Consider the following 22,922-nt stretch of genomic DNA (forward strand, 5'->3'; position numbering starts at 1 on the left):
CTGAGGAAAAAATATGATTGAAAATCTCGTGTCCATTGTGACACCCGTTTATAATGCGGAACGTTTTATTGAAAAAACAATTAACTCCGTGCAGGCACAAACATACGAGCAATTTGAAATGATTCTGGTTGACGATTGTTCACCGGATGATAGTGCAGCCGTGATAAAAAAGCTGACTGCTCTTGACGAGCGGATCAAGTATGTGAAACTTGACGAGAACGCAGGTGCAGCAGTCGCCCGGAATACCGGTTTGGAACATGCCAAGGGGCAGTATGTTGCTTTCATCGATAGCGATGATGTTTGGAAACCAGAAAAATTAGCCAAGCAAATAGCCTTCATGAAGAAGAATGACTACGCCTTTACTTATACCAATTTCGAAATGGTAGAAGAGGACGGAACGGTCATTAACGCCTCGGTTCCCTTGCCGGAAAAATTAAATTATTCCGGTTTGTTGAAAAATACCGCCATTGCTTGTTCCACGGTCATTATTGATCGTAAAGTCATCGGCGATTTCAGGATGCCGTTGGTTCGTAAAGGACAAGACACGGCTACGTGGTTGAAAATTTTACGGACGCATGACTATGCCTACCTTTTTAATGAAGTGATGGGTTCTTATCGACAAGTACAAGGTTCTATTTCCAGCAATAAAATCGGAGCCTTGAAACGGACGTGGAACACCTACCGTAACATTGAAAAATTACCTTTGCCTAAAGCACTTTATTACTTTGCATTCTATGTTTTCAATGCCGTCAAGCGGAGAATATAAAGAGGAAAGGTGAAATGATGCCTAAACAGAAAATTAAATACTTCAAAAATGTAGCTATCGCGGGTATGTTATTCGCGATAGCACTATTTGTTTCCATGCACCTTAATGCCAATCCACTTTCAATACGGATACCTGGTAACGACTCGAGTATGTTCCAATATTTTGGCTATGCGATGCGACGGGGCGATACGTTGTATACCGAAATATTCGATCATAAAGGTCCCATTATTTTTATCATCAATTGGTTGGCGACATACTTAAATGTTGGATCCTTGGCAGGAATCTGGCTTATTGAACTGGTGAGTATCTATGTATTCATGATTTATACCTATCAGACGGCACGTATCTGGCTGGACGAAATAATGTCGTTCATACCCGTGATTATTTCTTCCCTGCCGTTGGCAATCTGGCTGACAGGAGGAAATTTGACCGAAGAATATTCACTGCCCTTCATTGCCTATAGTCTGTATGTTTTTATAAAGTACTTATTAAAAAGAGAAGACTTTCATAAATATGAAATTGTATTGACGGGTCTATCTTTTGCTATCGTATTTTTATTGCGTCCCAACAACGCGATGTTATGGGTCGTGTTTGCCGGATTTATTTTCTTCCAGTTGCTATTCCAGAAAAAGTTCACTTACTTGCTCTCGTTTACAGGGCTATTTTTACTGGGAGTAGGAATTCTGGTTGTGCCTTTAGTCGTTTATTTGGGAGCGAACCAAGCCCTCCAGGCCGCTTTTTTCCAAACCTGGACTTTCAATATTTCCTATCTGGGCGATACTTCCTACAGTGCAGGGGATGTCGCGAAACAGTTCCAGGAATTAAGTACCTTCTTTTTAAATCAGCTTATGTTGGCTTATGTAGCGGTATTGGTCTTTCGTTGGAAAAAACTGACAGGAGATTTGCGTACGATTCATCTGTTGAATAGCGTACTGACTGTGCTGACCGGCTACCTAACGATTGGCTCGGGACGTGCGTATAGTCACTACCTGATTATATTAATTCCGTGCTTCACATTGGCGATTGTTTTCATATTAAAGACGATCTTCGCAAAAAGAACCAATGTGCTCTTTTCGCTGTTGTTGATTGGGTTTATTCTGCTGGGTTATCACTATCCGCTATCAGTGAGCAGTTTTAATCGGGCGGTTTTGAATAGTGATGGAAATTACGCCCAAGTAGATGATGAAAACAAAGCGAAATACATAAAGCGTTACGTCAATGAAAAAGCACATCTCACTGAACTAGCGACGTTTATCAAGGAGAATACTGAACCGGATGAACGGATTTACTCCCATCGTTTGGCTGGGAATGTCTATCTCATGAGTGACCGCTTGGCATCCATCAAATATTTTAATTTGCCATCCATTGACCTGGATAATAGCGAACGCATCGCCACGGAATTCTTGGATGAATTCTTCGCCAGTGAAACCCGTCTTGTGGTTGTAAAACGCTCATTTGTGGAAAATAGTAAGTCGCAAGTTGAACAAATATTCTACGATTATCTGTTATCAGATTACACACTTTCATACGACAAAAACGAACATTTAGTATTTGTCAAAGAATAGAAACCTTTTTCAAAGGTTTCTATTTTTTTTTGTCAATATTTTACAAGTAAATGGTCACAGGAAATGTTAAACTAATAGTGTTTAATAAAATCTTTATAATTTTTTTAGGAGGTTGGGAATGGATTTTTCTCATACTAAAGTCAAGTACACTTTAGTAGCTTTTTCATGTGCTACACTCTTGGCCACATATATGAATGACAGTAAAGCCAGTGCGGCCACTGTTGAGTCGGATGTAACTAACGGACAAATAGAAGAAACACAGACAAACGAGGTAGTAGAAACAACCGAACCGGTTGAGGCAAATGTGATAGTAGAGGTAACTGAAGAAGTACCTGAGTCAGAGATTGAAGAGCAAATTATCCAGGAAGTGGAGTGGACAGTTGAAGCATTTGCTAAAACAGATACTACAATTCAAGGAAAAGGACTGCCATTATATAAAATTATTTTACAAGATGACCAAGGAACTTTCATTACCGAAACAGTCGTTGATGACCAAGGTTTATTTATTTTAGAACTCCCAACTGAAGTAACTTTTCAAAAACTCTTCATCACTGTTTTTAATTTAGAAGATGAGTTGGTTAAAGAGATAGAAGTTGCGATCGAAGGAGAAGAAGTTCTGCCAGAAGAAGAGGTAGCAACAGAAGAAATAGTTGCTGATGAGTCAGTGGCGGACGAGACTTCTGAAGAAGTGATTGAAGAAGAGCTCGTTGAAGAACAAGAAGAAGTTAAGGAAGTAGTTAAAGAAGAAATTAAAGAAGAAGCTGTTGCACCCGTTAAAGAGACGTTGGAACAAAAAACAGCTGTCTTGTCCGCAACACCCGTTTCTACTAACGGTAAAACGTATTACTACATCCAATCAGGCGATACGTTAAACAGTTTAGCGAAACATTTCGGTGTTACAACTGCACAATTGCAAACGTGGAACGGCATCACGAATGCCAACAGTATCTATGTTGGCCAATTGATCAGTGTGGATGGAAAAAACGATTACCATACAATCAATAAGGAAGACAAAGAATTTGCGACTTCGGCTGAATTTGTTAAACATTTAGCAGGTTATGCAAGTCAAGTTGCCCCAGAGTATGGCCTCTATTCCTCCGTGATGGTTGCGCAAGCTGCCTTGGAAAGTGGCTATGGCCAAAGTGGACTAGCTGAACTGGGTAATAACTTGTTTGGAATCAAAGGAACCTATGAAGGAAATTCCATCGTTATGCGTACATGGGAAGAAGTAAATGGTGAAGTGATCTGGATCAACGCGCATTTCAGACTTTATCCAAGTTACTATGAGTCTTTGGTTGATAATGCTGACTTATTGAAAAACGGTTTGTATTATACACCAGACTTTTATAAAGGTACGTGGGTAGAAAATACCAAATCCTATAAAGATTCTACAGCATGGTTGACGGGCCGTTATGCGACCGATTCCAGCTACGGCACGAAATTGAACAGCATCATTGAATACTGGGATCTAACCGAATATGATAAGCCAGTACAGAAATATGATGAAATTTATTCTTCCAAAACAACGAATTATCAAGCACAAATCATTCAAGGTGGCCATACGCTTGCTACATCACCTTGGGGGACAGAAGGTTCTCAAACGGTTTATAACTCAAGCAATTATCTTTGGAAAACCTACAAAGTTGTAGGCGAAATGGAAACGTCACGCGGTAGCTGGGTACAACTGGCAATCGGCGGTCAAAAACTTTGGATGGATAAAAGAGGGGTTGCGGCTGAAACCATTACCTCATCCGCAAATGTCAATTACCAAGCACAGATTACGCGTAGCGGTGATTCCTTGAACACATTGCCATGGGGCGTTTCAGGGTACCAAACAGTAGCGAACACTTCTGGTTATGTTGGTGAGACGGTAAGAGTCTTGCAAGAAGCAACGACGCCAAGAGCGCATTGGGCTAAAATCAGAGTAGGCGGCAGAGACCTTTGGGTGGACCTTAAAGCGTTGACTCCAGAAGCAATGACAAATACAAAATCAGTTAACTATGAAGCAACGATTACACGTAGTGGTGATTCAATTTCAACATTACCATGGGGTGTCAAAGGCTTCCAGGTTACTGACAATTCCAGAAACAGATTGAATACGGTAGTTAGAGTTGTTGAAGAAACAACGACACCGCGTGCAAGATGGGCACGCATTGAACTAAACGGCCAAAATTTGGGCTGGATCGATATCAATGCCTTGGAAACAAAAGGCTTGGAACCAATTTTATCTTCAACGGCAACCGTTTATATGGCTGAAGTGACACAAGGTCGTCATACACTGGATACGGCGCCTTGGGGAACAAAAGGCTTCAAGACAGTCGGTTACTCTACAAGTGTCGTAGGAACGACCGTTAAAGTCGAAGAAGTTGCCACAACAGAACGTGGTACATGGGCGAAATTCAAATGGAATGGCCAATTTGTGTGGATGGATAAATCAGGATTAACTGCTGAAGCAATGTCCAACACGCAAAATACGAGCTACCAAGCGAAAATCACCCGTTCAGGCGATTCAATCTCGACCTTGCCTTGGGGTGTTGAAGGATTTAAAGTAACCGGAAAATCAGCAGATTATTTGAATCAAACAGTTGTGGTTAGACAAGAAACAACAACGCCTCGTGCAACCTGGGCGAACATTGAATTGAATGGCCAATCATTAGGCTGGATCGATATCAAGGCTTTGAACACGAAAGGTCTGGAAACGATTCTGTCTTCTGAAAAAACCGACTACCAAGCAAAAATTGTTCAAGGTGGACATACCCTGGATACATCTCCTTGGGGAACAGTCGGATTCAAAACAGTTGGCAATTCAAGACAACATGTCGGAAAAACAGTTAAAGTAGTAGAAGTTGCGACAACATCACGGGCAACATGGGCTAAAATTAAATTAGACAGCCAGTACCTGTGGATGGACATCAGAGGCCTGCAAGCCGAAACAATGACCAACACTGTATCTACTAACTACACGGCGACTATCACACGAACAGGTGATACCATTACAACATTACCTTGGGGCGTGAAAGGCTACGCTGTTACTGCGTATTCACAAAACTATTTGAATCAAAAAGTTACTGTCTTGCAAGAAACAACAACACCACGTGCGAAATGGGCTTATGTATCCATTGGCAATACTGTCGCTGGTTGGATTGATATCAGAGCATTGCGTTCATAATAAAAAAACTAACCCGCTAATTTTTTAGTGGGTTAGTTTTTTTGGTCTAGGCGACGGTTAAGTTTTGTTCTATGAGCTAATCGTCGTGATTTTCCCAAAAAGCGACGATTGGGAAATGAGCGAGTAGCTCATAGGCGCAAAATCACTCATTCACGACGATTAGCAATTTTATCCCAAAATGATTGTCGTTTTTTTAAAGATACACTTCATACTGACACGCCAAGAAATTATAGTATAATGGTGAAAGTGTAACCAGATTGGAGATGTATCTTTTTGAAGAGAGAATTAATTTCATTAATCGTACCTTGTTACAATGAAGAAGAAATGATTCCTTTATATATAACTGAAATTGAAAAAATTATGATTAATATGCCGGAAGTCGATTACGAATATGTTTTTGTAAATGATGGGTCAAAAGACCAGACCCTAAAGGTATTAAAAGAACAAGCCTTATTGAATTCACATGTTCGTTATTTATCCTTCTCCCGTAACTTCGGTAAAGAGGCCGGGCTATACGCCGGATTGAAACATGCCAAAGGGGACTATGTGGTGGTCATGGATGTTGATCTTCAGGATCCACCGGAACTGTTGCCTGAAATGTACCGACTTATCAAAACGGAAGCATTTGATTGTATCGGTACGCGCCGAAGTACCCGAAAAGGGGAACCACCTATCCGTTCTTACTTCGCCCGTCAATTCTATCGGTTAATCAATCGCATTTCCGATACCGAAATAGTAGACGGTGCGCGTGATTATCGCATGATGACGCGCCAGATGGTCAATGCAATCTTGGAAATATCTGAATACAATCGTTTTTCCAAAGGCATTTTCAGTTGGGTCGGCTTTGAGACCAAGTACCTGGAATTCGAAAACAAAGAACGTGTCGCCGGAGAAACATCGTGGTCATTTTGGAGTTTATTTAAATACTCGATTGATGGCATAGTGGCATTTTCGGAAGCACCGTTGGATATTGCCTCCATTGTCGGATTCCTATCGTTCGCCGCTGCGGTTGTTCTGGCTATTTTCTTTGCAATCAGAACCTTGATTTTTGGTAATCCAACTTCTGGATGGACATCCTTGATTACGATTATCCTGGGATTGGGTGGTATGCAACTCTTGTCATTAGGGATATTAGGCAAGTATGTGGGGAAGGTGTTTTTGGAAGCCAAACGCCGTCCCATCTATATATTAAAAGAAACTGACGAGGATTTAAGAAACCATGAAACAACCAAATAAATTATTCGCACAACTGATGAAATTTGGCATTGTAGGCGTAGTCGCAACGGTTATAGACTTTGCCGTTCTGACTATCTTGACAGAGTTTTTTGGCGTCCATTACCTGACCTCCGCCGCTATTGGGTTCATCGTTTCCACTCTGTTTAATTATTTTGCCAGTATGCGCTATGTATTTAATAGCCGATTTGGAGAGGACGAAAAGCATAAGGAATTAATGATATTCGTGGTGTTGTCTGTAGTCGGGTTGGGACTGAACCAATTATTCATGTGGCTGTTTGTCGAAATTGCAGGGATTTTCTACATTTTCTCGAAAGTTTTTGCTACGACGTTGGTCATGGGGTGGAATTTTGTTTCAAGGAAGATTTGGATAGAATAGCACATAAATTTTAGTAGGCAAAACCCGTACAGCGGTTTTTGCCTATTTTTTTTACTTATGCTTACAGATAAATGATAAACTATAACTAATATAATAAAAGAGAAGGTGATCTGGTAAATGTTTAAAAAGGATATTCGAGCAATTATTTCCATTTTATTATTAACAACTTCATTATTCTTTTCGCCTCTAAATCAGGTGGAAGCAACAGAAGTTGGAACGAATATTGAAAGATACGATGGCAGTAATCGTGAGGCCGTTGCGGTAAATGTTGCGCAGTCACATTTCATGGATACTAATAAAGTCATTATCGTCAACCGTGATAAGTTTCCGGATGCGATTAGCGCAACCAATATTTCACAGGGAAAATATCCTGTTTTATATACGCGTGAAGGTAGAATTGATCAAGAAACGATCGCTTTATTGAAGACGATGTCTTTGGATGAAATCTATATTCTGGGTGGAACGACTTCGGTTGGCGAAGCGGTCGTTTCTAAAATCCGTCAAGAAACGGGGGTCAAAGTAACCCGGATTGATGGCAGGGATCGTTACGTCGTGAATACGAAGGCAGTCCAGTTGCAATATCAAAACAATGCTCATGTGGTGATTGCGAGTGGCGAAATTTATACGGATGCACTGTATGGCGTTTCTTATGCGAATACAATCGATGCACCTGTTATTCTGGCCAAAAAAGATCGTTTGACAGAAGATACCGTCAGTTTGTTGAAGCAATTAGGCGTTAAGCACGTCACACTTATCGGTGGACCGGGCACGCTTACTGCTGGCGTGGAAAATCAGTTGACTAGTTTAGGTATTCCGTATAATCGTATTGCGGGTGCCAATCGCTACAGCGGGAGCGCGGAAGTGGCGATTGCTTCTTACAATTATCCCAACAATGTGGTGATTGCGAGTGGCGAGGTTTTCTCGGATGCATTGGTTTCGGCTCCTTTAGCCCAGAAATTGGATGCCCCTATTTTACTGGTTAGGAAAAATCGCTTGGATGAAGAAATTGCATCCTATTTAAATAATCACAAGTCAACGATAGAAACCATTTATCTTCAGGGTGGACCGGGAACGATAACCGTTGAAAATGAACAAGCGATTGCGGAGTTGGTTCTGAAAGAACGTAAAGCCTTTGAACCACAACCTGAAATCACTCAGGTTACGGAATTGATTAGTTCAGATTTGGAGCCTAAGATAATCTATAACGAATCTTGGAGTGCCAATACGACCTTTGTCCATAACGAAGGTTCACCAAGAATTATTGAACAGACGATTGCGGTCACAACTGTTGATGGCATCGAAACTTCCCGCGTCATGACTGGCGAACGTATCATTGAACCAGGGGTCGCGAAAACAATTGAAGTTGGTACGAAGACTGGGGTTGAAGTGATTGATATCCCACAACTCGGTTTATCAGAGGATGAAATTTACACGCAGGCTCACAATATAGATAACATGGATTTTGTTATGGATGGTAATGTTTTTTACATGAAACAACTGTCGGACCAAGATAAAACAGCAATCAATCAGGGCCAAATAATCGATGAGACTTTATTGAATAAATATTTCCTGGATTTGGTGAATGCTGAACGTGCGAGAGTTGGGGAAGCACCATTGATGAGTGATCCGACTTTGGCAGTGGGAAACGCAACGCGTTCTTTGGAGCTAGCGACTGAAGGGAGCATTCGGCCGGTTCATCCCGTTACGGGTGAAGAAGCTAAAGATGAATACGGAAATATCCTGACGCATACACGTCCCTACAATATTGAAACAGACTCTTTCGACATGTATTATACGGCGTTTAATTACCGTGATGAAGAACCCCAGACAACGGTAGGGGAAAACTTGGCGATGTTCACGTTTAATGGCAACCCGTATACGATGAATAGTGAACGCTATTTAGCAGAAGCATTTTATGAAATGTGGCTGCATAGTCCCGGTCACTATGCCAACATGATCAGACCTGAATATGATGGTACCTGGTTGACTATTGCGGTCGGGGATGCGAGTGACTCGTTTACCCCAAATGCGCATTATTATGATGTCGTGGTGGGAACGCAAATTCTGACAACGAACGCAAAAGAACATAATCAGTAATTTAACCTTAGCCGGCCTCCTTTTTGGAAGCCGGCTTTTGTGATGTTATACTGGAAATGAGGGAGGTGGGTGGATGAAGCGGGTATTGGTTGTCGTAGATGATGATAGTATGCTGGAAGACTTAGCTGAATTTGAGGTTGCTGTTTCAGCTGATGGTTTCGCTTATTTTATGTCTTTGGAAAATCGCCAGGAGTACCTGGGCGTTGTGACGGTAGATGTTGCGAAACAATATACTGTTTCGGATGTCAAAGTAATGGTTGAAGCGTTGCAAGCTGATCCCTCAAAGATTTATCTGGGCTATCAACCGGATCAATCAATCGGGCGCCGCACCTTCAGTATGACTTTTTGGTTCATCCACAGCCGGCGTATTCACGATGCGCGGAGTGGACTTCTGGCCTTTCCAACTGAAATATTGGAAGGGTTACAACGCCATGATTACGCACTTCATGTGTTGATTTCGGCAGTGCGTAATAAGTCAGAAATAGAAGAAATTCATTTGGAGTCACGTTTGGGAGCTTCGCGGAGCCGCTCGACTTGGCGCGATTTAATTGTTCTTTTCCAGACGTTTTTCAAATATCTGATGTCTTCATTCTCATCATTTTTGGTTGATATTGGTTTGTTCCAGTTGATGATTTTTTTATTTGGCCATCTAGATAGCGACTTGCGGATTTTATTAGCGACGGTTGTTTCGCGGGTGGTCTCGTCCGTTGTCAATTATTCAATCAACAAATATCTCGTTTTCCAAAACCAGGATAGCCACCGCATGCCGGCCCTGAAGTATTTTGGGTTGGTGTTGGCCGAAATGCTGACTTCCGCTTTCTTGGTAGCGGTACTTTATCGTTTGACGGGCTTCCCGGAAACACCGATTAAATTATTGGTGGATTTGGTTTTATTCTTCACGGGTTATATCATCGAGAAAGTCTTTATTTTCGAAAAAAACAAATAAGTCCATTCGATTGCCAAAATGCTCTTTTTTGAGAATTTTGGCTTTTTTTATTACTTTTTGGTGACAAAAGAGGTTTTTAGTTGAGTTTAAAGGGTTCTATCCTTTATTATGCTTGGGTAGAAGGGTTGATAATATGAATAAAAATAAACGAATCGAAATATTCGATGGCATGCGCGGGCTGGCGGCAATTGTAGTATTGATATTTCACATTATTAATTGGACCCCAGCGGGCTATGCAGCCGGTAAATTTGAATTTATTAATGAAGGTTGGCGGTGGTTCACGACCAGTCCGCTAAAAATATTATGGGCGGGAAATGAAGCGGTCGTGGTGTTTTATTTGATCGCTGGCTTCGTGATTGCCAAGCCTTATATCGAGGGGCGTGATGTCCGTTTCGGGAGCTTTGTCGAGAAGCGGTTCACGCGGTTGGTGTTGCCGTATTGGGCGATTTTGTTGGTGACATTTGGTTTGATTGTGTTGTTCGGTCATCTGAAAGATTCGATTTCCTTGAGTGGTTCTTTTAATGTCAAATGGAGTGAAGTTCCCGAAGTGGGTCCGCAGTTGTTGATGATGGAACATGACTTGGATACGTCGGCAGGCGCCTTTTGGAGTATCATCCTGGAATGGTGGGTGGCATTGGTCATTCCTTTTGTGGGTGTCGCCTTAAGGAAATTCCCAACCGGGGATGTGGTGGCGGTAAGCTTGGCAGTGAGCTGGGTTCTCATGAACTTCCCAGGAACGCTCGGTCGGGCGGCTTTTTACTTCCTGTTCTTCTTGGTAGGGGCTGTTTTGGCGAAACATCTGGATCAGGTTCGGTCGTTTTATCGTGACCGGAAATGGGTGTTGGCGAGTGCCTTGATTTTGGTGCCATTTCAATGGATTGTTGGTGATGTGATTGACCGCCGTACCGCTTTGTTGTTTACGGCAGCCGGTTTGGTTTTGGTAACGGTGGCCATTATTGAATCGCCATTTTGGACGCGCGTCTTTAAGTCGCCCTTGTTGTTGTTCTTGGGCCGGATTTCATTTAGTTTGTATTTGACGCATACCACTTCGATTGTGTTGTTTGTGACATTGGCTGGGCAAGTGGTGGAGCCGTTGACGGCGTTACTGGTTTCGCCGGTTTTTGCAATTGGAATGGCGGTTCTTTGGTACCGCTATGTGGAAAATGGCGTATTGGCCGGGGTGACATTGCCACGGTTGGGACAGCGTGTAATGGGGAAGTGAGGACTCTAAAGTGAGTTTCTCGCTTCTTTTTTTTTCCAAAAAAAATGGTTTTCGGGTTTTTTTGCTTATATATACATGAGGTGATAAATATGCTGTTGAAAGCTCGGAAAAAGCCGGTTGAGATGGAAGTGTTGGAAAGTTTGGAGGGAAGGGTGAGGTTGGCGCCGGATCAGGAACGCCAGCTGAGTTTTATGCGGACGGGATTTGGTGGGGAAGTGGGGCTGGATGTTGAATTGGCCGGCTTGGATGATTGTGTGGTGCGGATTGGTGATTTTGTGCTGGCCGGGAATCAGGTGTGCCAGATCGATACGGTGTTGGTGAGTGCGGGTGGGATTTATTTGCTGGACGTCAAGAATTGGAGTGGGCGGCATACGGTCGGGGCTGGCGGGTTCGAGGGGTTGGTGAATGATCCGCTGGACCAGTTGAAACGGGCCGGGCGGTTGTTTGGCCGGATGTTGGAGCGGGAGCGGATTACGTTGCCGGTTGAATCGCGGCTGGTGTTTGTGAATCCGGGTATGACGCTTTATGGGGTGCAGGCGGAGATGCCAATTGTATTGCCGCAGCAGATTCCGGAGTATTTGGCCGGAGTAAGGCGGGCGTCGGGGGTGCTGACGGAGTGGGAGGAACGGGCGGCGCGGCGGATTGTGGCGTGTCACTCGGATGAGAATCCGTACCGGCTGAAGGTGGCATATACGTGGAATGAGGTTGGGAAGGGGATGCTATGTGCCGGGTGTCGGCGCGTGATGGTGGAGAAGAGCCATAAGTATGTGGTGTGCGGGAAGTGTGGGATGGTTGAGGCCAAAGGGGATGCTTTGAAGCGGACGAAGCGGGAATTGGACATATTATTTCCCGGGTGTGTGCCGGAAGTGGACCGGTTGTATCGGTTTTGCGGGGGGATGGTTAATAAAAGGACGATTCATAGATTGTTTTGCGACATAGAAACGGTAAAATAGCGTTCTATGTCGTAGTTTGGTAAGAAAGTGTGACGTAGAATGGGAAATTTTCATTTCTATGTCAGACTTTAGCTGGAAAATGCGACATAGAATAAGAAAATTAAGATTCTATGTCGCACTAAATGTTACCGCTCCCAAATTCAGACAAAATACTTGTGCTAATCGGGCAATTTGATAGACTTAACGGGAGAGAGTTTATGAGGGGGTTTTATATAAATGGAAACAGCAGCATTATATCATCGTCCTGAGAGTGAATACTGCTATATTTATTCGCCGGGGCATGTACACGTTCGGCTGCGGACAAAAAAGGATGATGTGGCGAAGGTCGGCTTCATCAAGGGTGACCCGTTTATTTTACATTTGAACAAATGGTATGAGGAAGAGTTGGAGATGGAGAAGATTGCTTCAACTGACCTGCATGACTATTGGATGATTGATACAGATGAATACGTGAAGCGGATGGCATATGCGTTCCACGTGTATGGTTCGGATGGTTCGGACGTTATTTACAATGACCGCGGGGTGTACCCGTACATCACGGAATCATTGGAAAATTCGGGCTTGTATTTCCGCCTGCCGTATTTCCATGAGAGCGATCGCTTCAAGGCGCCGGAGTGGGTGAAAAAGACGGTGTGGTACCAAATTTTCCCGGAACGGTTCAAGAATGGAGATCCGAAAAATGACCCGGAGAATGTATTGGAGTGGGACAGTCGTGATGTATTGACGACGACTGATTTCTACGGTGGTGATATTCAGGGAATCATGGATGGCTTGGACTACTTGGAAGATTTGGGAATCAATGGCTTGTATTTGACGCCGATTTTCCGGGCACCAAGTAACCATAAGTATGATACGACCGACTACTATGAAATTGATCCGAATTTCGGGGACAAGGCGTTGTTCCGTGAGTTTGTGGAAGAAGCCCACAGACGCGGCATGCGCGTGATGTTGGATGCGGTGTTTAACCATATCGGGGCGGAATCGACGCAGTGGCGTGATGTGGCTGAGTATCAGGAAAAGTCGCGCTATAAGGATTGGTTCTTTATCAAGGAGTTCCCCGTGCCAAGTGCAGAGGAAATCCGTAATTTTCCGCCTGAGACGATTGAACATGTGGAAGATTTGCCGTATGAAACGTATGCCTATGTGCCGATGATGCCGAAAATAAATACCCATAATCCGGAAGTGCAGGAGTATTTGTTGAACATTGCGACTTACTGGATCAAGGAATTCGATATTGACGGCTGGCGTTTGGACGTGGCGAACGAGGTGGACCATGCGTTTTGGCGCAAGTTTAACGAGGCTTGTTTGTCCATCAAACCTGATTTATATATTTTGGGTGAAATTTGGACGTCTTCCCGCTCTTGGCTGGACGGCGAGCAATTCCACGGGGTTATGAATTATTCCTTGGTGGGGAACATCATTGACTACTTTGTTGGCAAAGAAATCCCGACGCGGAAAATGGCGAACGTCTTGAATGAGCAATTGATGCAATACCGGAAACAAACACAGGAAACGATGTTCAACATGCTGGATTCCCATGATGTACCGCGGATTTTGACGATGGCAAATGGGGACATTGATTTAGTGAAAGCGACGTTGACGTTCATGTTCATGATGCACGGCACGCCGTGTATTTATTACGGAACGGAAGTCGGCATGATGGGCGGCGCCGATCCACAAAACCGTCGTTGCATGGTTTGGGATGAGGAGCAACAAGACCGGGTGATGTATGAGTTTACGAAGGAACTGATTGCCTTCCGCAAGGATTACCAACCTTTGCTGTCTTATGGCTTTTTGAAATGGGAACTGATTTTGGATGAAGAGAAAATCGTCGGCGTGAAACGTCACATGGGTGATGAAGCTTTGATCGGTTATTTCAATCAAGGCTGGAAAGATTTCACGATTGATAAAGATCCCAATACAGAAGTTGTCTTTGGACGACGCAATACTGAAACGGATGAAACGTCCATTTTGGAGCCGAACGGATTCAGTATTCATTTGGTGCGTAAATAAACAGGATGGTCAGGATTTAGGTCCTGGCCGTTTTTTGTTATACTTGATTTGAGAGGGGGCTTTTTGATGCTGGTCGAGTTGGTAGTTGAAAATTTCTATTCTTTCCGGGATGAAGAAACATTATCGTTGATGGGGACACGGATTGCGGAACACCCTGGGACGGTTTTGGAAACGGATATTTTTCCAGTCAATAAAGTGAGTGCCTTATACGGTGCGAATGCAAGCGGCAAGAGTAATTTGTTGCGGGCGATGGCTTTGATCCGGGAAGGTTTATTTGTGAAAAAGGGCCAAGAGCAGCGCTGGTTGCAAAAGATTAAGCCATTCCATCTGGATGCGGCTTCCGAACAGCAAGAAACGCTACTGGAAACGAGTTTCTTGATTGAAGAGCAACTGTATCGGTATGGCTTTTTTGTGAACCGGACGGAAATTACCGAAGAGTATTTGTTTTTGGAAAAAAATGGGAATGACCCAGAAGTTATTTTTCACCGGACGAAAGACGGCATCGAAGGCCCGTGGTGTGCAGATGAGATATTGCCACAACGATTGATGTTGGCGGACTGCATTGGAAATCACCCAGAAATGATGAAATGGTTTAAGGATATGCGGATTTTGATGCGGTCGCTAGATGCGAGTTTTTCGATTTCGATGGCGAAGTTGCATTTGAAAAAGTACAAACATAATTTGCTGACGCTGATTCAAGTGGCGGATCCCTCAATCCGCGATATTGAAATCCGGGAAGTTCCTCACGATGACGGTCCTAGCAGTGATGAATTTTTTGTCATCAAAGAAAGAAAGCGGCTGGATGGGGAGTTTGAGCCTTATAGCGAAGGGTTTGTTTTCCAGGATGTGGAGTCGGCGGGGACGGTGAAATTGTTGGCGTTGGCCGGTCCGATTATCGAGGCGTTGGAAAATGGGAGTTTGTTGATGATCGATGAGATGGACCAGAGTTTTCATACGTTGATGACGCGGTATGTGCTGGAATTGTTCCGCGGGGAGTTTAATACCAAAGGTGCGCAGTTGGTGTTTTCGACGCATGATATTTCGAATTTGCGGAGTGAGTTGTTCCGTCGTGATCAGATTTGGTTCGTTGAAAAACGAAAGGAAGGAAATAGTGCCTTGGTTTCGTTGGTTGAATTTAAGTTTGATGAACGGGAACGGAAGAATAGTTTTGAGTTTTACCAGAATTATTTGAATGGAAAATATGGCGCGGTGCCGTTTTTGCCACCAGCAGATTGGTGGGTGAACGATGGGGAAGAAGCGTAGACGCGAGAAAAGGCAGTACGAAAGGGAAGTTGCGACGCGGCTGCCAGAGAAGACATTTTTGATTGTGTGCGAGGGTACGAAGACGGAGCCGAATTATTTCCGGAGTTTCCCTGTTTTGTCGGCCCGGGTGGAGATTCGCGGGACGGGGCGTAATACGTTGTCGTTGGTGCATTATGCGGAAGGCTTGTTGGAAGGGCGCGAGCATGAATTTGATGAGATTTGGATTGTCTTTGACAAGGATTCGTTTTCGGCGGTTTCGTTTAATAATGCCGTCTCGTATATTGAGGCACGGTATGATGAAGGTTTTCGGGCGGCGTACAGTAATGAGGCTTTTGAATTATGGTATTTGCTGCATTTTGAGTTGATCAAAAAGCCGGTGAGTCGGTTCCAGTATGGGGCGATGTTGTCGCGGCGGATGAAGAAACCTTATAAGAAGAACATGCCAAATATGTACGGAAAATTACTGGCACGACAGGAGACGGCGATTGCGAATGCGCGGCAATTATACGGCGAGCGGTCGAATTCCCCGGCCAAGGATAATCCCTCAACGACCGTTTTTCATCTTGTGGAAGAATTAAATAAACATTTACGGTTTTAAAAAAATTGTTTTTGCAATTTTTTGCTTATATATATATGAGGTGAAAAATATGTATGTGAATGCATTTATGGGAATGGAATTTATGGAGGGAAATGTGGTGGTGCTACATTTCCTGAATAGTGAGGATTTGGCTGAGGAGTATGTCTTCGAAACCGACCGCGATGCGACTAAGTTTTATATGTCGTGTTTGGGCTTCTGCGAGGAATTAGAAGAGTTCCCACCCCTGATTCAAGAGCGCCAGTTCCGGAAATTTTTGACCAATGAGTTTGGTTTTTTGAATTATCGAATTAATATTTATTAAATGGGAGGACTGTTCTGGGTGCGTGGTGCCTGGGGTGGTCTTTTTTTGGAAAAATGGTTTATAGAACGCGTCTATAAACCATCTGGGGTGAGAAATTTAGTTGAAATGGTTTAATTAACCGACTTTCAGTATTTGCCCGATGATAATCCTATCTGATTTCAATCCATTGAGGGATTTCAGGACCGCAACCGAGGTATTATAGCGACGACTGAGACTCCACAAGGTGTCACCACGAACGACGAGGTGTAGTTTGTGGAGCGACTTTTCCAGATCCTTTTTAAATTGCACCATTGAGACACCCCAACTTTTCAAGTAACCATCGGGATCGACATGATTGGTGCCACCCAAGTTTTCACTCACCCAACGATGGGTCTTGATGCCTTTGCCACTACCATTCAACGATTTGGGTAAGCCGGCTTCGTCAGCCAAATGACGGAGCAGCCAGATAAAAGCGGCATAATCTTTTTCGAAAGTAGGGCGGTCATTCGTGCGGGCCAGCTCGACTTGCGCGTAACTATAGGGATTCGCACGCGGACCGGCTCCCCATTGGACCAATCCCGTGCGGGCGATTTGAACAATGCGGCCGCCGCCACCAACCCAATGGGAAACGAAGGCATTTTCCCAGTTTCGTTTCATATAATTCAGTTCGTTGGCCAAACTGTTTGCCCAGACATTATTGGGATTCCCCGATTCATGGGCAATGATGTAGCGCGATTCAATCAAAGGTGTCTGGGCCATCCCAATCAGTTGTTTTTCAATATTCATTTGAAATCCTCCTTATGAAAATAGCCGGGAGATTATCCCGGCCAAACGTTTTATAAAATCTCTGTAATGATTTTTTCGATATAGCGTGCCGAATCAACTGCGCTGTATGGGTTCACGCCTTCAATTGAGAAGACATCCAGACCGACGATTGTTGCCATGGCTGGTTGAATTTCTGCGGCGGTCAAACCTTCGGACGGGTTACGCAATGTCAGATTTTTACTTTTACCATCAGATGCTTTGAATTTCAATTCCAGGGTTAATGTTTTTTCCATGAGTGATTCCTCCTAATTTTTGTGATTAACCGATGCGGTGTTTCTCAGTCACGACTGCATAAGTAGCAGGGTAAGTAATCAAAGTTGCGACTGCTTGTTGAAAGGAGCTGATTGTGTCAGCGGCGACATTTTCTTTCAGATTATTGAAATTCTGTTTTACCTCTTTTTCGTTTTCGAAATCGTTGAAAAATAACTCTACACTTGCTTCTTGCCATTCCTTGTTCATGTCAATTCCTCCTGCGTTTTATATTTTGTAGCGGCTACACTTATAACAACGAATTGACTCCCAAAAGTGTTACCCATTTTTCAAAAATTGCGCTTTTTCCTGAATGCCTTTGCGCCACATATGAACGGTTTTACGCGACACACCGCGCTTCGTTGCGATTTCGGACATGTTCAAACCACCGATGAAACGGTCCTGGATAAACAATTTTTCTTTCGGAGTCAATTGATTCATAAGCGCCATGAAGACATCCATAAAGGCGACATTCTCTTCAAAAGGCTGGGTGAGTAACATTTGGAAATCATCTTCTTGGTCTTCATGATTAAGCAAGTTGCGGTCCCGCCGTTTTTGGTCGAGAAAAGCCCAACGCAGCCTTTGTCCGGCATATTTCACAAACTGATAACGGTGTTCTTCTTTTAAGGCATCGACCTCGCACGTTATGAAAGCATCGAATAGCTTGATACAGCCGAGTTGATAATAGTCGTCGAAATCCTGGAATTTTTTGTAAATGCCCATTTTCTTCAGTTCGTTATAAATGACTCCTTCGTATTGTTCCAGTAGTGCAGTAAGTTTTTCCATATTCGTGTTGCCTCCCGGTTGAATGTGGTGAACTTACTGAGGCCTCAGTTGGGTTCGGGTAAACTATAACCGGGCAAGCGGTGGCGTGACAAAGCGCTAAATATGAAACGGGCGCGGCACTTTCAACCCCAGTAAAACCAATTTGGCGTAAAATTACGGTATTTTGAAAAATATAAAACATTGTGTTGAATATCTCAAAATAATTAGGGTATAATAGTTATTAATAAGAAAGGGGAAGATTTATGGCAGTTGACTTTAACTTTCATCAGTATTTCGGGAATAAAAAGCTTGAATTTATCAATAGTTTTGAAAGCCCTTACTACTGTCCGAATCCTATGCTCACCGAGAAAATGTCGGATGGTCTGTATGATTATGATAGAAATAATTTTTATTTGCATTCGAGAGATGACATGAAGGGATATGCTGAAAATGCGTTGACGGCCTGTGATGCCCCTGTCGAAGTGGAGAAAATTATTTGTGTTATTAATCACAGTGAGTTTGATTTTAGTTGTAAAAATGAAACCTTGGTATTTTATGAGGATGGGTGCGTGGTCAAAACTACCGAGCGGTCGCGTGATTTTATGAACCGGGTTTTTAAACATGCTGGCATGTCTTACAAACATATGCGCCAAATGATGATTTATATGAACGGGAATTCGGGGCATAATTGTCCCTATGTACAGGGTAAGGTGGCATTCATGCCGATCGGTGGCCCGAGCAAGAAAGATGTTTCGTGGGTCAGTTTGAGTCACTTGCTCGAATACCGGGAACATCCCAAAGAGGGGCATATGACGCGTTTGGAGTTTTTTAACCGTCATTTTCTGGATTTGGATATTGGGGTCAAACGTTTCAAGAAACGGATGGAACCTGCTATCCATATGTATGCGGCTCAACATCGACGCTTGGTGGATACAGCGGCACAATTTGATGTGGCCATCGTGCAACGGGACGGTCGCGCCAATAAAAATGTCTTGCATAAGGGAATGGTCGAACTACCTTTGAGGCCCGTCATAAATGAATTGGTATTGGCGGAAAAGATGATGGGTGTGACTTACAACGATTGGAAAAAAGAGAATCCCTTCTTGAAGGATTGTCCTTACGCTGAGGATCTGGATAAACTCTTTTCTGTTTAGAAAGGTTATTATTTGTTAATTTGGCATCCCTCACATAGAATAAAGGTAACGATAACACTTAGGAGGGATGACTGAGATGAATAGAAGGATTGAAGGTTCTTTTAGAGAGTACGGCCACTTATTAGAAGCAATCGAGGAATTAAAAGCGGGTGGTTACGAGACAAATCAACTATTGGTGGTTACGCGCAATGATCTCGATGCTGGTTTGACCGAAAAAACAGGTGTGGATGTAGTCGTCACGCGTGGTGAATCTTTATGGGATAAAATTGTTGGCTTTTTCACAGTCGATTTGGATGACGATGAAGAACCGGAAGATGAAGAGGATCTTTTTGAAAAATACGGCATCGATGAGGAAACGTACGAACGCTTTGAAGAAGACCTCGAAAATGGTGAATTCCTATTGCTGGTAGATACAGCTCCTCCTGCGAAAACAGATAAACATGCGGAGTTCATGGTGCGCGATGGCATTATCAAAGCGAATGAAGAAGCAAAAGATGAAACAAATGATGAAGCGAAATTAGCAGCGCGACCTGACTGGACAGAATACGAAGAAGTTAATGGGGATATGCCACGACATTCAATTACGAAAGAATCGGAAGGAGTAAATCCAATGAAAGATGAAATTCCAAAAGATACTGAAATAACTGAAAGTGAACACCCAGCTGAAAAAGATGAAATCACGGGTGAAGAAATTGTCGTTGAATCAGAACCAGGTGATGCAACGGAAGGCGACGAAGATGTGGCTTTGGATGAGTTACAGCATGACGAGATCGTCTTCCCCGATGAAGACAAAGTATCAACCGATCCATTTGGCGGCGAGACAGAAACAAAGGAATAGTAAAGCGAGGCGGAAATCCGGAAACGGATTTCCTTTTTTGATATAATCATTTAAGCGAGGAGAGTCGGTAAATGGAAATTACGAAAATAACGGTCCAGAAAAAGCGGAAGGATCGCTTCAATATCTTCGTTGATGGCGAATATGCGTTTCCGGTTTCGGAGGCCGTTTTAATAAAATTAGGTTTGAATAAAGGGATGCAACTGACACCGGAGCGAATGGAAGAAATCGAACGCGAAAACAGTGCCTACATGGCCTATACCACTGCGGTGGATTATTTGTCGTACGGTTTGCGGAGTGAGAAGGAAGTTCGGACGAAACTGCGGGAACAGGAAATTCCCGAGATTTATATCGAGCCGACGTTGCAACGGTTGCGTGACCAGAAATATATTGATGATGTGATTTATGGGGAAAGTTATACGCGCACGGCGATGACGATAAACCGCAAAGGGCCACGTGTGATTGCGCAGGAATTGAAGTTGAAGGGCTTGGATGAACCGACGATTTTGACGGCGTTGGATCAATACCCGGAAGAGGTGCAGCTGGAAAATGCACAGGCTTTGGCGGAAAAGACGCTACGTAAGCAAAGCCGGGTGTCCTCGCGCGAAGGTGGCCAGAAGACGCGGCTTTATTTGCAACAAAAAGGTTTTGATAAGGAAATCATCCAGCAAGTTTTTGAAGAGTTGGATACGGAAAAGTCGGAAGCGGATGAGCTGGATGCGTTGCGGGTGCAGGGTGACAAAGCTTGGACGCGGTATGCGCGTAAAGCGAAAGGCCGGGAATTGGCGCAGAAAGTTCGCGCGAGTTTGTATCAAAAAGGTTTTCCGGGTGAACTAATAAATATGTATATAGAGGAAAAGGGTATTGATGACGAATAGAGAATTATTGTTGGAAAAATATGGGGTCGAAATGTGGCCCGAAGAGAAGATTGTGGCGTTCAGGAAGGCGTTATTGGATTGGTATGACGCGAAAGGGCGTGACCATTTGCCATGGCGGTTGAACCAGGATCCGTACCGGATTTGGGTATCGGAGATCATGTTGCAACAAACACAGGTGAATACGGTGATTCCGTATTTCAATCGGTTTGTGGCGTTGTTCCCGTCGATTAAGGATTTGGCGGAAGCGGACGAGGAAGTATTGTTGAAGGCTTGGGAAGGGCTCGGCTATTATTCGCGGGTTCGGAATATGCAAGTGGCGGCGAAGCAAATCATGGCGGACTATGACGGGGTATTTCCGACTGATCCGGCCGAGATTATTAAGCTGAAGGGGATTGGCCCGTATACGTGTGGCGCGATTTCCTCGATGGCGTTTGGCTTGCCGGAGCCGGCAGTGGATGGCAATGTGATGCGCGTGTTCAGTCGCTTGTTTGAAATCGGGGACGATATTGCCAAACCGGCCACGCGGAAATTATTTGAATTGTTGGTGAGGATTGTGATCGACCCGTACCGCCCGGGGGATTTTAATCAGGCTATCATGGATTTGGGGTCCGATATTTGTGGGCCGGCAAATCCGCGACCGGAAGAGAGCCCGATTCGGGAATTTAATGCGGCTTATAAAAACGGAACGATGCATTTATATCCCTTTAAATCGAAAGCGAAAAAGCCGGTTGTGTTGGATTTGCATGGTATTGTCGTGCGCCGCGGGAATGCTTTTTTGATGGAGAAGCGACCTAGTGGGGGACTGCTGGGGGATTTCTGGACGTTTCCGCTAGTTGAAAATGGCCCGGATACAGAGGCAATCGGGACATTTTCCCATGTCTTCAGTCACCGGAAGTGGAATGTCAAGGTGCATATGGTGGACGAGGTTCCGGGGAGTGAGCTGGCGGAGAATATGAAGTGGGTGTTGGAGGAGGATTTCAGCGACTACGCGTTCGCGGTTCCGCAACAGAAGATGTGGGAGATTGTGAAAAAACACGAACGAAAATTATTTTATTAGATGGGAAACTATGCCACAAGATTTGATATTATGATATAATTATTTGTGTATTGTAATTTGGTTAGAAGGACCCACCTTTTGACCCACATAGATATAGAAAGTTGGGCACCGTGATGCATCATCCGAAAGAAGGAGAGTTCATCACTATCAAGAGTTATAAGCATGACGGCAGCCTACATCGTACCTGGCGTGACACCATGGTATTAAAAACCAGTGATCAATCCATCATTGGATGCAATGATCATACCCTTGTGACGGAAGCTGATGGCCGTCGTTGGGTAACGCGCGAACCGGCGCTGCTTTATTATCATAAGCATTACTGGTTCAACATTGTGACAATGATTCGTCAAAAAGGCATTTCATATTACTGCAATCTTGCGTCGCCGTATGTGATCGATGATGAAGCATTAAAGTATATCGACTATGACCTGGATATCAAGGTTTTTCCTGATGGTGAAAAGCGTTTATTGGATGTGGATGAGTATGAGTTACATCGGGCTCGTATGCAATATCCAAAAGAAATCGACCATATCCTGAAAGAAAACGTGAAAATTTTGGTGAGTTGGATCAACGAAGAAAAAGGTCCGTTTTCCAAAGAGTACGTAGAATTGTGGTATGAAAGATATCGTCAGCTGTCGCATCAGAAACATAACAAGTGATGGATGCGAAAATAAA

The 22,922-nt window shown here is 43.8% G+C and carries 22 protein-coding genes; 18 read left to right on the forward strand and 4 right to left on the reverse strand.

Annotated elements, in window-relative coordinates:
* Positions 1-13: 13 nt before the first annotated feature.
* The 13 genes from ACTVAI_RS08855 to ACTVAI_RS08915 all read left to right on the forward strand — a co-directional run bounded on the left by ACTVAI_RS08855 (position 14) and on the right by ACTVAI_RS08915 (position 16,505).
* Complete coding sequence (locus ACTVAI_RS08855; protein WP_443486450.1) at positions 14-766, forward strand: glycosyltransferase family 2 protein; 753 nt, start codon at positions 14-16, stop codon at positions 764-766.
* A 14-nt stretch (positions 767-780) separates the two neighbouring features.
* Positions 781-2,331: a hypothetical protein gene (locus ACTVAI_RS08860; protein ID WP_443486451.1), complete on the forward strand. Its 1,551-nt coding sequence runs from the start codon at positions 781-783 to the stop codon at positions 2,329-2,331.
* A 118-nt stretch (positions 2,332-2,449) separates the two neighbouring features.
* Entirely contained in the window at positions 2,450-5,500 is a 3,051-nt protein-coding gene (locus ACTVAI_RS08865) for a GW dipeptide domain-containing protein (protein ID WP_443486452.1), read from the forward strand.
* Between the two features lie 273 nt (positions 5,501-5,773).
* Positions 5,774-6,736 (forward strand): glycosyltransferase family 2 protein, encoded by a 963-nt coding sequence (locus tag ACTVAI_RS08870; RefSeq protein ID WP_443486453.1) that lies wholly within the window; start codon positions 5,774-5,776, stop codon positions 6,734-6,736.
* Positions 6,720-7,112, forward strand: coding sequence for a GtrA family protein (locus ACTVAI_RS08875; RefSeq protein ID WP_443486454.1), 393 nt, complete (start codon positions 6,720-6,722; stop codon positions 7,110-7,112). The genes ACTVAI_RS08870 and ACTVAI_RS08875 overlap by 17 nt, the downstream gene beginning before the upstream one ends.
* 117 nt (positions 7,113-7,229) lie before the next feature.
* On the forward strand, positions 7,230-9,209 hold the full coding sequence (locus ACTVAI_RS08880) for a cell wall-binding repeat-containing protein (RefSeq protein WP_443486455.1): 1,980 nt from the start codon (positions 7,230-7,232) through the stop codon (positions 9,207-9,209).
* Between the two features lie 73 nt (positions 9,210-9,282).
* A complete protein-coding gene (locus tag ACTVAI_RS08885) occupies positions 9,283-10,155 on the forward strand; it encodes a GtrA family protein (protein WP_443486456.1) in 873 nt (290 codons plus the stop codon).
* Positions 10,156-10,288: 133 nt separating this feature from the next.
* Positions 10,289-11,377 carry an acyltransferase family protein gene (locus ACTVAI_RS08890; RefSeq protein ID WP_443486457.1) on the forward strand — a complete coding sequence of 363 codons (1,089 nt, stop codon included), beginning with the start codon at positions 10,289-10,291 and terminating at the stop codon, positions 11,375-11,377.
* Between the two features lie 89 nt (positions 11,378-11,466).
* The gene (locus tag ACTVAI_RS08895) at positions 11,467-12,330 is read left to right on the forward strand and encodes a nuclease-related domain-containing protein (RefSeq protein ID WP_443486458.1); all 864 of its coding nucleotides are present in this window, start codon (positions 11,467-11,469) and stop codon (positions 12,328-12,330) included.
* 216 nt (positions 12,331-12,546) lie between these two features.
* A complete protein-coding gene (locus tag ACTVAI_RS08900) occupies positions 12,547-14,343 on the forward strand; it encodes a glycoside hydrolase family 13 protein (RefSeq protein WP_443486459.1) in 1,797 nt (598 codons plus the stop codon).
* A gap of 66 nt (positions 14,344-14,409) precedes the next feature.
* A complete protein-coding gene (locus ACTVAI_RS08905) occupies positions 14,410-15,606 on the forward strand; it encodes an AAA family ATPase (RefSeq protein ID WP_443486460.1) in 1,197 nt (398 codons plus the stop codon).
* A complete protein-coding gene (locus ACTVAI_RS08910) occupies positions 15,590-16,204 on the forward strand; it encodes an RloB family protein (RefSeq protein ID WP_443473358.1) in 615 nt (204 codons plus the stop codon). The genes ACTVAI_RS08905 and ACTVAI_RS08910 overlap by 17 nt, the downstream gene beginning before the upstream one ends.
* Positions 16,205-16,253: 49 nt before the next feature.
* Positions 16,254-16,505 carry a hypothetical protein gene (locus ACTVAI_RS08915; RefSeq protein WP_443473359.1) on the forward strand — a complete coding sequence of 84 codons (252 nt, stop codon included), beginning with the start codon at positions 16,254-16,256 and terminating at the stop codon, positions 16,503-16,505.
* Positions 16,506-16,619: 114 nt separating this feature from the next.
* On the opposite strand, the gene ACTVAI_RS08920 is transcribed toward ACTVAI_RS08915, so the two are convergent.
* The 4 genes from ACTVAI_RS08920 to ACTVAI_RS08935 form a co-directional block, all read right to left on the reverse strand.
* Entirely contained in the window at positions 16,620-17,270 is a 651-nt protein-coding gene (locus ACTVAI_RS08920; RefSeq protein WP_443486461.1) for a LysM peptidoglycan-binding domain-containing protein, read from the reverse strand.
* A gap of 50 nt (positions 17,271-17,320) precedes the next feature.
* Entirely contained in the window at positions 17,321-17,542 is a 222-nt protein-coding gene (locus ACTVAI_RS08925) for a DUF2922 domain-containing protein (RefSeq protein WP_443486462.1), read from the reverse strand.
* Between the two features lie 25 nt (positions 17,543-17,567).
* The gene (locus ACTVAI_RS08930; protein WP_443473362.1) at positions 17,568-17,768 is read right to left on the reverse strand and encodes a DUF1659 domain-containing protein; all 201 of its coding nucleotides are present in this window, start codon (positions 17,766-17,768) and stop codon (positions 17,568-17,570) included.
* Between the two features lie 69 nt (positions 17,769-17,837).
* Positions 17,838-18,344, reverse strand: coding sequence for a sigma-70 family RNA polymerase sigma factor (locus tag ACTVAI_RS08935; RefSeq protein ID WP_443486463.1), 507 nt, complete (start codon positions 18,342-18,344; stop codon positions 17,838-17,840).
* A gap of 242 nt (positions 18,345-18,586) precedes the next feature.
* Between ACTVAI_RS08935 and ACTVAI_RS08940 the strand changes: the two genes are divergently transcribed.
* From ACTVAI_RS08940 to ntdP, 5 genes are all read left to right on the forward strand, one after another.
* A complete protein-coding gene (locus ACTVAI_RS08940) occupies positions 18,587-19,477 on the forward strand; it encodes a competence protein ComK (protein WP_443486464.1) in 891 nt (296 codons plus the stop codon).
* Positions 19,478-19,553: 76 nt separating this feature from the next.
* Positions 19,554-20,315 carry a general stress protein gene (locus tag ACTVAI_RS08945; RefSeq protein WP_443486465.1) on the forward strand — a complete coding sequence of 254 codons (762 nt, stop codon included), beginning with the start codon at positions 19,554-19,556 and terminating at the stop codon, positions 20,313-20,315.
* A gap of 71 nt (positions 20,316-20,386) precedes the next feature.
* Positions 20,387-21,190: a recombination regulator RecX gene (gene recX / locus ACTVAI_RS08950; RefSeq protein WP_443486466.1), complete on the forward strand. Its 804-nt coding sequence runs from the start codon at positions 20,387-20,389 to the stop codon at positions 21,188-21,190.
* Entirely contained in the window at positions 21,180-22,247 is a 1,068-nt protein-coding gene (gene mutY / locus ACTVAI_RS08955; RefSeq protein ID WP_443473367.1) for an A/G-specific adenine glycosylase, read from the forward strand. Before recX ends, mutY begins: the two co-directional genes overlap by 11 nt.
* Before the next feature lie 113 nt (positions 22,248-22,360).
* Positions 22,361-22,906, forward strand: a complete 546-nt coding sequence (ntdP, locus tag ACTVAI_RS08960) for a nucleoside tri-diphosphate phosphatase (protein WP_443473394.1) — start codon at positions 22,361-22,363, stop codon at positions 22,904-22,906.
* Positions 22,907-22,922: the final 16 nt, after the last annotated feature.

This window comes from Jeotgalibaca sp. A127 (genome assembly GCF_052266745.1).
Taxonomy (GTDB): Bacteria; Bacillota; Bacilli; order Lactobacillales; family Aerococcaceae; genus Jeotgalibaca.

Bases quoted from the DNA above. Each gene is read 5' to 3' on its own strand.
- ACTVAI_RS08910 (WP_443473358.1), top strand. From the start codon at position 15,590: ATGGGGAAGAAGCGTAGACGCGAGAAAAGGCAGTACGAAAGGGAAGTT.
- ACTVAI_RS08935 (WP_443486463.1), bottom strand. From the start codon at position 18,344: ATGGAAAAACTTACTGCACTACTGGAACAATACGAAGGAGTCATTTAT.
- ACTVAI_RS08860 (WP_443486451.1), top strand. From the start codon at position 781: ATGATGCCTAAACAGAAAATTAAATACTTCAAAAATGTAGCTATCGCG.
- ACTVAI_RS08905 (WP_443486460.1), top strand. From the start codon at position 14,410: ATGCTGGTCGAGTTGGTAGTTGAAAATTTCTATTCTTTCCGGGATGAA.
- ACTVAI_RS08945 (WP_443486465.1), top strand. From the start codon at position 19,554: ATGAATAGAAGGATTGAAGGTTCTTTTAGAGAGTACGGCCACTTATTA.
- ntdP (WP_443473394.1), top strand. From the start codon at position 22,361: ATGCATCATCCGAAAGAAGGAGAGTTCATCACTATCAAGAGTTATAAG.
- ACTVAI_RS08925 (WP_443486462.1), bottom strand. From the start codon at position 17,542: ATGGAAAAAACATTAACCCTGGAATTGAAATTCAAAGCATCTGATGGT.
- ACTVAI_RS08930 (WP_443473362.1), bottom strand. From the start codon at position 17,768: ATGAACAAGGAATGGCAAGAAGCAAGTGTAGAGTTATTTTTCAACGAT.
- ACTVAI_RS08915 (WP_443473359.1), top strand. From the start codon at position 16,254: ATGTATGTGAATGCATTTATGGGAATGGAATTTATGGAGGGAAATGTG.
- ACTVAI_RS08865 (WP_443486452.1), top strand. From the start codon at position 2,450: ATGGATTTTTCTCATACTAAAGTCAAGTACACTTTAGTAGCTTTTTCA.
- mutY (WP_443473367.1), top strand. From the start codon at position 21,180: ATGACGAATAGAGAATTATTGTTGGAAAAATATGGGGTCGAAATGTGG.
- ACTVAI_RS08920 (WP_443486461.1), bottom strand. From the start codon at position 17,270: ATGAATATTGAAAAACAACTGATTGGGATGGCCCAGACACCTTTGATT.
- ACTVAI_RS08855 (WP_443486450.1), top strand. From the start codon at position 14: ATGATTGAAAATCTCGTGTCCATTGTGACACCCGTTTATAATGCGGAA.
- ACTVAI_RS08875 (WP_443486454.1), top strand. From the start codon at position 6,720: ATGAAACAACCAAATAAATTATTCGCACAACTGATGAAATTTGGCATT.
- ACTVAI_RS08890 (WP_443486457.1), top strand. From the start codon at position 10,289: ATGAATAAAAATAAACGAATCGAAATATTCGATGGCATGCGCGGGCTG.
- ACTVAI_RS08900 (WP_443486459.1), top strand. From the start codon at position 12,547: ATGGAAACAGCAGCATTATATCATCGTCCTGAGAGTGAATACTGCTAT.
- ACTVAI_RS08895 (WP_443486458.1), top strand. From the start codon at position 11,467: ATGCTGTTGAAAGCTCGGAAAAAGCCGGTTGAGATGGAAGTGTTGGAA.
- recX (WP_443486466.1), top strand. From the start codon at position 20,387: ATGGAAATTACGAAAATAACGGTCCAGAAAAAGCGGAAGGATCGCTTC.
- ACTVAI_RS08885 (WP_443486456.1), top strand. From the start codon at position 9,283: ATGAAGCGGGTATTGGTTGTCGTAGATGATGATAGTATGCTGGAAGAC.
- ACTVAI_RS08880 (WP_443486455.1), top strand. From the start codon at position 7,230: ATGTTTAAAAAGGATATTCGAGCAATTATTTCCATTTTATTATTAACA.
- ACTVAI_RS08940 (WP_443486464.1), top strand. From the start codon at position 18,587: ATGGCAGTTGACTTTAACTTTCATCAGTATTTCGGGAATAAAAAGCTT.